At 71.6% G+C, this 12,819-nt stretch carries 11 protein-coding genes and 1 tRNA gene; 6 read left to right on the top strand and 6 right to left on the bottom strand.

The window, feature by feature from the left end; genetic code table 11:
• The first annotated feature begins 148 nt into the window (after positions 1 to 148).
• The 5 genes from DEI82_RS10590 to DEI82_RS10570 all read left to right on the top strand — a co-directional run bounded on the left by DEI82_RS10590 (position 149) and on the right by DEI82_RS10570 (position 4,176).
• The gene (locus tag DEI82_RS10590) at positions 149 to 1,369 is read left to right on the top strand and encodes a glycosyltransferase (RefSeq protein ID WP_111008696.1); all 1,221 of its coding nucleotides are present in this window, start codon (positions 149 to 151) and stop codon (positions 1,367 to 1,369) included.
• A tRNA-Ile gene (locus DEI82_RS10585) sits at positions 1,360 to 1,434 on the top strand. Before DEI82_RS10590 ends, DEI82_RS10585 begins: the two co-directional genes overlap by 10 nt.
• Before the next feature lie 103 nt (positions 1,435 to 1,537).
• Positions 1,538 to 2,662: an AI-2E family transporter gene (locus DEI82_RS10580; protein WP_111036739.1), complete on the top strand. Its 1,125-nt coding sequence runs from the start codon at positions 1,538 to 1,540 to the stop codon at positions 2,660 to 2,662.
• A complete protein-coding gene (locus DEI82_RS10575; protein WP_111036738.1) occupies positions 2,659 to 3,474 on the top strand; it encodes a DUF1684 domain-containing protein in 816 nt (271 codons plus the stop codon). Before DEI82_RS10580 ends, DEI82_RS10575 begins: the two co-directional genes overlap by 4 nt.
• 162 nt (positions 3,475 to 3,636) lie before the next feature.
• Complete coding sequence (locus tag DEI82_RS10570; RefSeq protein WP_258370070.1) at positions 3,637 to 4,176, top strand: DUF3145 domain-containing protein; 540 nt, start codon at positions 3,637 to 3,639, stop codon at positions 4,174 to 4,176.
• An 80-nt stretch (positions 4,177 to 4,256) separates the two neighbouring features.
• On the opposite strand, the gene DEI82_RS10565 is transcribed toward DEI82_RS10570, so the two are convergent.
• The 6 genes from DEI82_RS10565 to aceE all read right to left on the bottom strand — a co-directional run bounded on the left by DEI82_RS10565 (position 4,257) and on the right by aceE (position 12,040).
• The gene (locus DEI82_RS10565; protein WP_111036737.1) at positions 4,257 to 5,504 is read right to left on the bottom strand and encodes a beta-ketoacyl synthase; all 1,248 of its coding nucleotides are present in this window, start codon (positions 5,502 to 5,504) and stop codon (positions 4,257 to 4,259) included.
• 111 nt (positions 5,505 to 5,615) lie between these two features.
• Positions 5,616 to 5,864: an acyl carrier protein gene (locus tag DEI82_RS10560; RefSeq protein ID WP_111008700.1), complete on the bottom strand. Its 249-nt coding sequence runs from the start codon at positions 5,862 to 5,864 to the stop codon at positions 5,616 to 5,618.
• 101 nt (positions 5,865 to 5,965) lie between these two features.
• Positions 5,966 to 6,955: a beta-ketoacyl-ACP synthase III gene (locus tag DEI82_RS10555; RefSeq protein ID WP_111008943.1), complete on the bottom strand. Its 990-nt coding sequence runs from the start codon at positions 6,953 to 6,955 to the stop codon at positions 5,966 to 5,968.
• Positions 6,956 to 6,996: 41 nt separating this feature from the next.
• A complete protein-coding gene (locus tag DEI82_RS10550) occupies positions 6,997 to 7,926 on the bottom strand; it encodes an ACP S-malonyltransferase (protein WP_111036736.1) in 930 nt (309 codons plus the stop codon).
• A gap of 117 nt (positions 7,927 to 8,043) precedes the next feature.
• Positions 8,044 to 9,261 carry a CdaR family transcriptional regulator gene (locus DEI82_RS10545; RefSeq protein WP_181435188.1) on the bottom strand — a complete coding sequence of 406 codons (1,218 nt, stop codon included), beginning with the start codon at positions 9,259 to 9,261 and terminating at the stop codon, positions 8,044 to 8,046.
• Between the two features lie 16 nt (positions 9,262 to 9,277).
• Positions 9,278 to 12,040 (bottom strand): pyruvate dehydrogenase (acetyl-transferring), homodimeric type, encoded by a 2,763-nt coding sequence (gene aceE / locus DEI82_RS10540; RefSeq protein ID WP_375334625.1) that lies wholly within the window; start codon positions 12,038 to 12,040, stop codon positions 9,278 to 9,280.
• 266 nt (positions 12,041 to 12,306) lie between these two features.
• On the opposite strand from aceE, the gene DEI82_RS10535 reads away from it, so the two are divergent.
• Positions 12,307 to 12,786: a peroxiredoxin gene (locus DEI82_RS10535; RefSeq protein ID WP_111008703.1), complete on the top strand. Its 480-nt coding sequence runs from the start codon at positions 12,307 to 12,309 to the stop codon at positions 12,784 to 12,786.
• The last annotated feature ends 33 nt before the right edge of the window (positions 12,787 to 12,819 follow it).

Below are 12,819 nucleotides of genomic sequence, written 5' to 3'. Positions count from 1 at the left end.
GCGTCGCCCGGCGCATCGGGCCGGGCCACGGTCTGTACCGATGCGCAGGACCGGGCCGACCCGCCGACGCCCGGTGGGGGCGTGCGCGGCGAGGCGTGCGGTAGCGTCGGAGGCCAGCCGAGCATGAGACGAGAGGACGACGCGCCCCGTGCCAGGACAGGACGAATCGACGACCACCCCCAGCGGGCGACCGGAGCGGCTCCGCATCCTCCTCGCCGCCGACACCTTCCCACCGGACGTCAACGGCGCCGCGGTGTTCTGCGAACGACTCGCGATCGGCCTCGCCGAGCGCGGGCACGAGGTGCAGGTCGTCGCGCCCGCCGCCAACCGCCACCACGGCACGCACGACGAGGAACACGGCGGCGTGACCTTCGTGGTGCACCGGCTCTTCTCGATGAAGTGGCCGCTCCACTCCTGGCTCCGGTTCGCGTGGCCCTGGACCGTGCGCCGGAACACCGCCCCGATCCTCGACGCGTTCAAGCCCGACGCGCTGCACATCCAGTCCCACATCGTGATCGGCCGTGGCATCGCGCGCGAGGCCAAGGCACGCGGCATCCGCGTCATCGCCACGAACCACTTCATGCCCGAGAACCTGCTCGAGTACGCACCGTTCGGACGGTGGACGCTGCCGATCGCCCTCAAGATCGCGTGGGCGGACGCGGCCAGGACCTACCGGCTCGCCGACGCGGTCACGACGCCCACCCGGAAGGCGGCGGCCTACCTGCAGGCCGCGATCAAGGCCCAGCAGGTGCTCGCGATCTCGTGCGGCATCGACGCATCCCGGTACACCTCGCGTGACCTCCGACCGCCGCGGAACGAGATCGTGTTCGTCGGCCGCGTGGCGCCCGAGAAGCAGCTCGACGTGCTGGTGCGTGCCCTGCCCCTCATCCCCGCCGAGCTCGAGGCGACGATCCGCATCGTCGGTGGCGGCGAGATGATCCCGCGGCTGTCCTCGCTCGCCGAGGAACTCGGGGTGGCGGACCGCGTCGTGTTCACCGGGTACCAGTCGGACGAGGACCTCCGGGCAGCGCTGACGAACGCCACCGTCTTCGCGATGCCCTCGACCGCCGAGTTGCAGAGCATCGCCTCGCTCGAGGCGATGGCCTCCGGACTGCCGGTCGTCGCAGCGGATGCGATGGCCCTGCCGCACCTCATCGACGGCAACGGGTACCTGTTCCGTCCGGGCGACCCGCAGGACCTGGCGGACAAGCTCACCGCCGTGCTCGCGGCGCCCGACGACGAGTACCTCCGCATGAAGCGGCAGAGCCTCGACATGATCGTCGACCACGACATCAACCGCACCCTGTCGACGTTCGAGGCGCTGTATCGTGGTGAGCCGGTGCCCGATGGCCCCGGCGCGGGGCGGTAGCCAAGCTGGTCAAGGCAGTCGGCTCATAACCGAACGATCCGCGGGTTCGAGTCCCGCCCGCCCCACCGCCGCCTCCGCCGCGGCGCGTCCGGTCGGTGGTCGTCCTCGGAGCACGCCGCTCGCCCGCGTCGTCCCGCTCGCGTCGGTGCCGGTCGGTAGGGTCAGGGCATGAGGAAACGCGTCGCCGAGACGTCGCAGACGCACGCCCCGAGCCCCGACGTCACGTTCGAGCTGCACCGTGGCGCGACGGGCGTCCGGGTCAACGCGTTCCGTATCGGGTTCATGGGGGGCATCGGCGTCCTCGTCGCGCTCCTCGCCGCGATCCTCCTGCGCGAGCTCTCCACCGTGCTCGTCTACATCGGCGTCGCGGTGTTCGTCGCCCTCGGCCTCGACCCCGTCGTCAACTGGCTCGAACGCATCATCCCGCGGTGGCTCGCGGTCACCGTGGTCGTGCTCGGCGTCATCGGCGCCTTCGTCGGGATCCTGTTCGCGATCGTCCCCGTCATCGTCGACCAGGCCACGAACCTCGTGCAGTCGTTCCCGGACTTCGTGCAGGGGTTGTCGCAGCAGGACTGGGTCCAGGACCTGTCGCGGCAGCTGAACGGCTCGATCAACATCGACGACGCGCTCGGATCGGCGAGCAAGTACGTCGAGGACCCGGGCAACCTCCTCAGCGTCGGCGGCGGACTGCTCGCCGTCGGGACCGGCATCGTCTCGGGGCTGACCGGCGCGGTGATCGTGCTCATCCTCATGCTGTACTTCCTCGCGTCCATGCGGTCGATCAAGCGCATGACGTACCGCTTCGTGCCGGCGTCGCGTCGCGCGAACTTCGCCGACGTCACCGAGCAGATCACCCGGTCCGTCGGTCGCTACGTGGTCGGGCAGATCGCCGAGGCCGTCCTCAACGGCGTGCTGAGCCTCGTGTTCCTCCTGATCATCCGCGCGCCGCTGCCCGTGCTCCTGGCGACGTTCGCGTTCCTCGGCGCGCTGGTCCCGCTCGTGGGCACCCTCGGGGCCGCGATCGTGATCTGTCTGATCTGCCTCTTCGCATCACCCCTCACCGCGCTCGTCGCCGCGATCTACTACCTCGTGTACATGCAGGTGGAGGCCTACGTGATCGCCCCGCGGATCATGTCGCGGGCCGTGCAGGTCCCCGGTGCCCTCGTGGTCATCGCCGCGGTGGCGGGTGGCACGATCGGGGGTGTCCTCGGCGCGCTCGTGGCCGTGCCCGTCGCCGCGTCGGTGATCATCATCGTGCAAGAGGTCATCTACCCCCGGCAGGACCAGCTGTGACGACCGCGGACGGCGACCGACGCGACGGTGGCGATCCGGCCCTCCAGGCGCTGCGTGCCGAGCGCGAGCGGTGGGTGCGGAGTCCACGGGGGCCGCTCGCCCTGGTCAACAGCCAGACCGTCACGGTGCCGCAGCCCGTGTGGCCGGTCCCCGGGACGTGGGCGCCCGCGATCGGCGGGCTCAGCGTCACCGCGACGGCCGATGCCGGGGTCGTCGTGGACGACGTGCTCGTCGACGGGACGGTGCACGTCGCCGGCGACGACGCCGTCGTGGCCTCGGCCGTCCGGTTCGCCGACGGCACCTCCGGCTCCGTCGCCGCGACCACCGCCGGCCACGCACTCCGGGTGTGGGATCCGGCCTCGCCGGCGATCGCCCGCTTCGGGCACATCGGTGTGTTCCCCGTGTCGACGGCGTGGGTGCGGACCGGCGTGTGGGAGCCCGGCGACCGGGAGGGCCGGGGCAGTGTCACCGACGCGGCCGGCGCCCCGCTCCCCGTCGCGGGGACCCTCCGGATCCGGATCGGCGTCGAGGACCGCGCGCTCGTCGTCGTCCGTGCGGGGGACCGGCTCCAGCTCGTGTTCCAGGACGCGACCTCGGGGGAGCGGTCCTACTCGATGGGCCGGTTCCTGTTCCTCGACGATCCCGGTGCGGCCGGTCCGATCACGGTGGACTTCAACCGTGCGGTGCTGCCGCCGTGCGCGTTCTCGTACCAGTACGCGTGCCCGGTCCCGCCGCCCGAGAACCGCCTGCCCGTGCCCGTCGAGGCCGGGGAGACCCACGGGTACGACGTGGACGGCGCCGTCCTGCACTGAGGGCCGCCGCCGACGCGCGCAGCACACTGGCGTTCCCAGCGGTGCCCGTGCATAATGAGCACGTCCCTCGGACGTCACAATCGCATATCGAATCGGTTCCGTCTGCGGAGGCAGGCGTGGTCGTGAGCCTCCGGGTCCAGGTCGATGGGGAAGTCGCACCTGATGATCGGAGGAATCGTGACCCCAGGAACCGTGACGGCCGGACGTCCGGCCACGAGGGGTGTGCTCTACGTGCACTCCTCACCTCGCGCGCTCTGCCCGCACGTCGAATGGGCGGCAGGTCGCGCCATGAACCGTGCCGTGAACTTCTCGTGGCTCGACCAGCCCGTGCTGGAAGGCGCCCGGCGCACCGAGTACACCTGGACGGGTCCGGTGGGCACCGGTGCGGCGATCGCGTCCGCGCTCCGGGGTTGGGAGCACCTGCGGTACGAGGTCACCGAGGACGCGACCGAGCAGTCCGACGGCGGCCGGTGGATGCACACGCCGGACCTCGGCGTGTTCTACGCGCAGACGGACGCTGCCGGCAACGTGGTCGTTCCCGAGGACCGGGTGCGGTACGCCATGGAGCTGGCGGGCAGCAACGCGCTCGAGCTGCACCGCGAGTTACGCCTCGCGCTCGGGCAGGCGTGGGACGACGAGCTCGAGCCGTTCCGGTACGCCGGTGAGGACAACCCCGTCGTCTGGTTGCACCGCGTCGGCTGACCGGCCGCGGATCGTCAGGACACGACACAGGGCCGGGAGCAGACGCTCCCGGCCCTGTGTCGTGTCGCCCGGGGGCGCGGTCAGACGGTCCGGAACGCGACGACCGCGTTGTGGCCGCCGAACCCGAACGAGTTGCTGATCGCGAGCAGGTCGCCGTCGCCGAGCGTGCGTGGCTCGCGGACGACGTCCATGACGATCTCCGGGTCCTGCTCCGTCAGGTTGATGGTGGGCGGTGCGACGCGGTTCGCGAGCGCGAGGACCGTGAACACCGCCTCGATCGCACCCGCACCGCCGAGCAGGTGCCCGGTCGACGCCTTCGTGGCGGACACGGCGATGCCGTCGAGGTGCTCCCCGAACACGCGACGCATCGCGTGGTACTCGGCGACGTCGCCGACCGGGGTGCTCGTGGCGTGCGCGTTCACGTGGACGACGTCCTCTCGCGCGGCACCGGCGTGCTCGAGCGCCTGGATGACCGCGCGGGCGGCCGCGCTGCCCTCGGGGTCGGGGGCGGTGATGTGGAAGGCGTCGGAGGTGATGCCCCCACCGGCGACCTCGGCGTAGATCCGGGCGCCTCGGGCCTCGGCGTGCTCCTTGGTCTCGAGGATGAGCGCCGCTGCGCCGTCCCCGAGCACGAAGCCGTCGCGCGTGACGTCGTAGGGCCGGGAGGCCGTGGCCGGGTCGTCGTTGCGGCGGGACAGCGCCTGCATGGCCGCGAACGCCCCGAGGGGCATCGGGTGCAGCGCCGCTTCGGACCCACCGGCGATGACGATGTCGGCATCACCGGTCGCGACGTGGCGGTAGGCCTCGACCAGGGACTCGGTGCTCGACGCGCAGGCCGAGATGTAGGTGCGGGCACCGCCGCGGGCGCCGAACGCCATCTCGATCGCGGCGGCCGGACCGTTCGCCATGAGCATCGGCACGGTCATGGGGAGCATCCGCCGGGGACCGCGCTCGCGCAGGGTGTCCCACGCGTCCAGCAGCGTGTTGACGCCGCCGATCCCCGTCGCCCAGTCGACGATGAGGCGCTCGGGGACGACGGCTTCCTCGTCGATGCCGGCGTCCGACCAGGCCTCGCGCGCGGCGATGAGCGCGAGCTGCGAACCCGGGTCGAGCCGCTTGACCTCTTGGCGGGTCAGCTGGTCGCCGATGAAGCGGCGGGCCTGCCCGGCGAAGTGGACGGGCAGGTCGTAGCGCTCGACCCAGTCCTCCTCGATGGCGGTGATGCCCGACTCGCCCGCGAGCAGGGCATCCCACGTGGCGGGGGCGGTCGCGGCGAGCGGCGAGATGGCGCCGATCCCCGTGACGACGACGGTGTGCTTGGTGGTCATGGACGACGGTCTTTCTGCAGGACGGACGGTGCGACGGGCGGCGCGACGGGCGCCAGGACACGTCGTGGCCCGGACCCGAGGGGATCCGGACCACGACGGGTCAGGCGGGTGTCAGCCCTGCGCCTTGACGATGTAGTTCACGGCGTCACCGACGGTCTTGAGGTTCTTGACCTCTTCGTCCGGGATCTTCACGTCGAACTTCTCCTCGGCGTTGACGACGATCGTCATCATCGAGATCGAGTCGATGTCGAGGTCGTCGGTGAACGACTTGTCCATCTGCACGGTGTCGGTCGCGATGCCGGTCTCGTCGTTGATGAGCTCGGCCAGGCCGGCCAGGACTTCTTCGGTGGACGCTGCCATTGTTCTTCTCCTTGAGGGGGTGTCGATGACCGTGGACAAGCCTAGGGCACGCCGGGTCGGGGGGTTCGGGAGCGCCGCAGGCGGCACGCCGGGTGGAACGGTCAGGGGAGCACGACGACCTGCGCGCCGAACACGAGTCCGGCGCCGAAGCCGATCTGCAGGGCGAGGCCGCCGTGGAGGTCCGGGTGTTCCTCGAGCAGGCGGTGGGTCGCGAGGGGGATGCTCGCGGCCGACGTGTTGCCGGTCGTCGTGATGTCGCGGCCGATCACCACGCGCTCCGGGAGCCCGAGCTGCTTGGCGAACTCGTCGATGATCCGCATGTTCGCCTGGTGCGGTACGAACGCGGCGAGGTCCGAGGCCTCCACGCCGGCGACCTCGAGCGCGCGCTTGGCGACCTTGACCATCTCCCACACCGCCCAGCGGAAGACCGTCTGGCCCTCCTGACGGATGGTGGGTTGCTCGCCGCCCGCGCGCCACTCGGAGAACGTGCTCGTCATGCGGATGGCGTCCCACTTGGAGCCGTCGGATCCCCAGACCGTCGGCGCGATGCCCGGGGTGTCGCTCGGCCCGACCACGGCCGCGCCGGCGCCGTCGCCGAGCAGGAACGAGATCGAACGGTCCGTGGGGTCGACGATCTCGCTCAGCTTCTCGGCCCCGACGACGAGCACGTGGTCGGCGACGCCCGTCTTGACGAAGGAGTCGGCCTGGGCGATGCCGTACGCGTAGCCGGCGCACGCGGCGCTGATGTCGTACGCGGCGGCGGGCGCGGCGCCGATGCGCTCGGCGAGGAGCGACGCCATCGACGGCGTCGCGACGGTGTTCGTGACGGTGGAGACGAGCACGACGCCGATCTGGTCCGCCGTGATCCCGGCGGCCGCGATCGCCTCGCGGGACGCCGCCTCGGCGAGGTCCACGGCCTGGACGTCGTCACCGGCCCGCGCACGGGTGACGATGCCGGTGCGCTGGCGGATCCACTCGTCCGACGAGTCGATGGGCCCGACGAGGTCGTCGTTCGGGACCGCGTGCTCGCCCCGGGCCGCCCCGATGCCGAGGATGCGGGTGAAGGCGTGACCGGTCCGCTGGGCGAGCATCGGGCGCGACGGCGCCGGGTCGAGGACGCCCTCGTCCGCGCTCACGCGGCCGCTCCCGCCGACTCGAGCAGGTCGATCGCCGCGGGGAGGTCCTCGGGCGACTTCACCGCGACGGTCGGCGTGCCGCGCATGGCCCGCTTGGCGAGCCCGACGAGCGCACCGGCCGGCGCGAGTTCGACGATGCCGGTGACCCCGGCGGCGACGAACGAGTCCATGACGGCGTCCCAGTGCACCGGGTTCGCGATCTGCCGCACCATGAGGTCCACGAAGCGGCGGCCGTCGTCGACACGGGAGCCGTCCGCGTTGGTCCAGATCGGGAGGGTCGGGTCGGCCACCGAGGCCGCTGCGGCGAGCGGGGCCACGCGGTCGACCGCGGGGGCCATGAAGTCCGTGTGGAACGCACCGGCGACGCTGAGGGGGACGACCCGGGCCCTGGCGGGCGGCTCCGCGGCGAACGCGGCCAGCGCCTCCACGGGACCGGCGACGACGGTCTGACCGCCGCCGTTGTGGTTGGCGGCGCTGAGCCCGGCCGCCTCGATCGCGGCGGGGAGGGCCTCCTGGTCGCCGCCCAGGACGGCGCTCATGCCGGTCGGCGTGCGGGTGGCGGCGTCGGCCATGGCGCGTCCGCGTTCGGCGACGAGCGCGACGGCGTCCGAGGGGGCGAGCACACCCGCGATCGCGGCGGCGGTGAACTCGCCGACGGAGTGCCCGGCGACGCCGCCGACGAGGGTCCGGCGCCCGTCGGCGAGCAGCGCGTCCGCGGTCACGAGTCCCGCGGCGACGATGAGGGGCTGCGCGAGCGCGGTGTCGCGGATGGTGTCGGCGTCGCTCGTCGTTCCGTGCGCGACGAGGTCGACGCCGATCGCGTCCGACCACGCGGCGACCCGGTCACGGACGGCCGGGTCCTCCAGCCACGGGGCGAGGAATCCGGGGGTCTGCGAGCCCTGTCCGGGGGCGACGACGACGATCACCGGACAATCCTCCCCGGCGTGCAGGGGCAGGCGTGTGTGCGGACCGGCACAGAAATCGGGTCCGACATTGTGGGACCTGAACGAAGGGAGCCTCCCTGGTGGCCGGGACGGTGTCGGTCAGCGCCGTGGCGGTCGGCGTCGTCGCTGGCCCGTGGACTCCGACATCGCCCCGATGATGAGCGCCGACTGCACGATGAGCGCGTCGCGGGCGTGGGTGGCGTCCCACCCGATGACGTCGGCCACCCGCCGGAGCCGGTAGCGGACCGTGTTCGGGTGGACGAACAGCTCCCGCGCCGTTGCCTCGAGGCTGCGTCCCGTGTCGAGGTAGCACCAGAGGGTCTGCAGGAGTTCGCCGGACTGGTCCTTGAGCGGCGTGTAGATCCGCTGGACGAGCGCCGTCCGCGCCAGGGGATCGCCCGCGAGGGCACGCTCGGGCAGCAGGTCGTCGGCCAGCACGGGTCGGGGCGCGCCCCGCCAGGCACGGGCCACCGCGAAGCCGGCGAGGGCGGCCTTGGCGCTCGTCGAGGCGTCGACGACACCCGGGACCTCGTTGCCGAGGACCAGGTGTCCGTCGCCGAAGGACGGTGCGAGGGCCTCGGCGATGGTCGTGAACGAGGTCGGTTCCTCGCCCTCGGGTGTGTCGTCCCGGGGCGTGGCCCGGCCGATCACGACGACGAGGCGCGCCCCCTGCACACCGATCAGGACGTCCGCGTCGAGGTGCCGGGCGGTCCGACGGATCGTGTCCACCTCGAGCTGCGGCGGCGCGGTGCCGACGAGCACCGCGACCTCGCCGTGCCCGTGCCAGCCGAGCGCGGCGATCCGGCTCGGCAGCTCGTCGTCGTACTCGCCCGACAGGATCGAGTCGACGACGAGGGCCTCGAGTCGGGCGTCCCACAGCCCGCGTGCCTCCGCGGCCCGGGCGTAGACGTCCGCCGCGGCGAACGCGATCTCGCGGGAGTACAGGAGGATGGCCTCCTGCAGGCCGTCGTCGCCGTCCTTCACGCGGTCCTCGACGACCTCGACCACGACGCGGATGAGTTGGAGCGTCTGCTGCAGGCTCACCGACCGGAGCAGTTCGCGCGGTGCCGCGCCGAAGACGTCGGCCGCGATCCACGGAGTGGCCGCGGGGTCCTCGAACCAGGCGATGAACGACGTGATGCCCGCCTGTGCGACCAGGCCGACGGCCGACCGGCGGCCGGGCGGCATCTCGCCGTACCAGGGAAGCGTGTCCTCGAGGCGCTTGATGGTCGCGCTCGCGAGTTCGCCCGACACCTGGCGGAGCCAGGCGAGCGTCCGTCCCCGGTCGCCCGCCCGGCCCACGGCATCGGCGCGCAGTGCGCTCACGGGCGGGTCAGCTCTCGCCGCCCGCGCTGCCGGTCGTGCCGGCCGTGACGTCCCACAGGCGGTACTTGTCGATCGCCTGACGGACCACCGACGGATCCATCTCACCGCGACGCACGAGCTGCTGCAGTGTCCGCACGACCACCGACGGGCCGTCGATCAGGAAGACCCGACGCGCGGCGGCACGGGTGTCCGAGAAGCCGAAGCCGTCGGCTCCGAGCGTCGCGTAGTCGCTCGGGACGAACTCGCGGATCTGGTCGGGAACCGCGTGCGACCAGTCGCTCACGGCGACGACGGGGCCGTGCGTGCCCTGGAGCTTCTCGGTGACGAAGGGCGTGCGCGGCTGCTCCTCGGGGTGGAGGAAGGCGTCCGATGCGGCGGCGAGGCCGTCACGACGGAGCTCGTTCCAGCTCGTGACGCTCCAGACGTCGGCGGAGACGCCCCAGTCCTGGGCCAGCAGCTGCTGGGCCTCGAGGATCCACGGCACGGCGACACCGGACGCGAGCAGCTGCGCCTTCGGGCCGTCGTGCTCGGCGCCCTTGAGCAGGTACATGCCGCGCACGATGCCGTCGACGTCGACGTGCTCCGGCTCCGCCGGCTGGACGAGCGGCTCGTTGTACACCGTGAGGTAGTACATGACGTTCGGGTCGGCGTGCTTCGGCGAGCCGTCCTCGTTCGTGCCGTACATGCGGTCGAGTCCGGACTGCACGATGTGTGCGATCTCGTACCCGTACGCGGGGTCGTACGCGACCACGGCCGGGTTCGTCGACGCCAGGAGCAGCGAGTGGCCGTCGGCGTGCTGCAGACCCTCACCCGTCAGCGTCGTGCGGCCCGCGGTGGCGCCGATGAGGAACCCGCGCGCCATCTGGTCGCCAGCGGCCCACAGGGCGTCGCCGGTGCGCTGGAACCCGAACATCGAGTAGAAGACGTAGACCGGGATGAGCGGCTCACCCTGCGTCGAGTAGGACGTGCCGACCGCGGTGAAGGCCGCGAGGGCTCCCGCTTCGTTGATCCCGACGTGGATGATCTGTCCCTGCGGGCTCTCCTTGTAGGCGAGGAGGAGCTCGCGGTCGACCGAGGTGTAGTGCTGGCCGTTCGGGTTGTAGATCTTCGCGGTCGGGAAGTACGCGTCCATGCCGAACGTGCGGGCCTCGTCCGGGATGATCGGCACGACGCGGTCGCCGAAGTCGGGCGAGCGGAGCAGGTCCTTGAGCAGGCGGGCGAACGCCATGGTCGTCGCGACCTCTTGCTTGCCCGAGCCCTTCTTGGCGATGGCGTACCGGCCGTCGTCCGGCAGCGTCACCTGCGTGTACCTGGTCCGGCGCTCCGGGACGTACCCGCCGAGGGCACGCCGACGCTCGTGCATGTACTGCACGGCCTCGTCGTCGTGTCCGGGGTGGTAGTACGGCGGCAGGTAGGGGTTCTCGTCGAGCTGCGCGTCCGACACGGGGATCCGCATCTCGTCGCGGAACTGCTTGAGGTTGTCGAGCGTCAGCTTCTTCATCTGGTGGGTCGCGTTGCGGCCCTCGAAGCTCGGACCGAGTCCGTAGCCCTTGACCGTCTTGGCCAGGATGACGGTCGGCTGGCCCTTGTGCTCGGAGGCCGCCTTGAACGCCGCGTACACCTTGCGGTAGTCGTGGCCGCCGCGCTTGAGGTTCCAGATCTGGTCGTCCGTGTAGTCCTCGACGAGTGCGAGCGCCTTCGGGTCGCGTCCGAAGAAGTTCTCGCGGACGTACGCGCCGTTCTCGGCCTTGTACGTCTGGTAGTCACCGTCGGGGGTGCGGTTCATCAGGTTGAGGAGCGCGCCCTCGGTGTCGCGGGCGAGGAGGTCGTCCCACTCGCGACCCCAGACGACCTTGATGACGTTCCAGCCCGCACCGCGGAAGAACGCCTCGAGCTCCTGGATGATCTTGCCGTTGCCGCGCACCGGGCCGTCGAGGCGCTGGAGGTTGCAGTTGATGACGAAGTTCAGGTTGTCGAGGCCGTCGTTCGCCGCCACCTGCAGCTGGCCCCGGGACTCGACCTCGTCCATCTCGCCGTCGCCGAGGAACGCCCACACCTGCTGCTCCGAGGCGTCCTTGATGCCGCGGTTCGTCAGGTACTTGGCCTGCTGCGCCTGGTAGATCGCGTTGATCGGCCCGATGCCCATCGAGACCGTCGGGAACTGCCAGAACGAGGGCATGAGACGCGGGTGCGGGTACGACGACAGTCCGCCGCCCTGGTGCGAGTGCTCCTGCCGGAAGCCGTCGAGCTGGTCCTCGCTGAGACGGCCCTCCAGGTACGCGCGGGCGTACATGCCGGGGGAGGCGTGGCCCTGGAAGAAGACCTGGTCGCCGCCGGACGGGTGGTCCTGCGCGCGGAAGAAGTGGTTGTAGCCGACCTCGTACAGGGCGGCGCTCGACGCGTAGGTCGAGATGTGGCCGCCGACCGCGACACCGGGGCGCTGGGCGCGGTGCACCGTGATGGCGGCGTTCCAGCGGATCCAGCGGCGGTAGCGGCGCTCGAGGTCCTCGTCGCCCGGGAACTCCGGCTCGTTCTCGGGCGCGATGGTGTTGACGTAGTCGGTGGTCGGGACCATCGGCACGCCCAGGTGGAGCTCGCGCGAGCGCTGCAGCAGGCTGAGCATGACCTCGCGCCCCCGGCCGTGGCCGTTCGCGGCGACCAGGCCGTCGAGGGACTCACGCCACTCGGCGGTCTCCTCCGGGTCCTGGTCCTGGGTGTCGGCACCCGCGATCCATGGCTGACGCTGGGGGTCCTGGTCGTTCACCGTCACCGTTGACCTCGTTCGTTCGTGGTGGACATGTCGATGCATCCGTCGCCGGGTCACGACGCGTGGATGGGCGAGACCACTCTAGTTCCCGCGTCCGACGCGCTCGCGCGGCTCGGTGCCAGCGCACGCGCATCGGGCACCGCGCTTGCGTTCGCGTGCCGTCGGCGTAGGATCTCACGTCGTGCGCGCGCCCGCCCGGGTGTGCGCGTGATGCAGCCGGGACCCATGCCGTCCCGCGACCGGGGCAGACCCAGAGAGAAGCACGCCAGATGGCACTCGAGATCGGTTCCCTCGCTCCCGACTTCGAACTGCCGGACCAGCGCGGCGAGCACGTCCGCCTCAGCGACTTCCGCGGCGTGCGTCCGGTGGCGCTCGTGTTCTTCCCGCTCGCGTTCTCCTCGACCTGCACGAGCGAGCTCTGCGCGCTCCGCGACAACATCGCGATGTTCGCCGACCACCGCGTCGAGCTCATCGGCATCAGCGTCGACTCGAAGGCCACGCTCCGCTCGTTCGCCGACTCGAACGGGTACGACTTCACGCTGCTCGCGGACTTCTGGCCGCACGGTGCGGTCAGCAAGGAGTACGGGGTCTTCCTCGAGAAGAAGGGCTTCGCGAACCGCGCGACGTTCGTCATCGACACCGACGGTCGGATCCGCGCCTCGATCATCACCGAGCCGGGGCTCGCACGCGACGTCAGCGAGTACCGAGCCGCGCTCGATCGCCTGACGCCCGCACCCGCCGCCGCCTGAGCCCTGCGGCGAGGGGCCGTGCGGCGAGGGGCC

The sequence above is a fragment of the Curtobacterium sp. MCBD17_019 genome (assembly GCF_003234555.1).
Classification (GTDB): Bacteria; Actinomycetota; Actinomycetes; order Actinomycetales; family Microbacteriaceae; genus Curtobacterium.
Note: the sequence above shows the minus strand (reverse complement) of the source record. Positions and strands in the feature narration are given on the sequence as shown.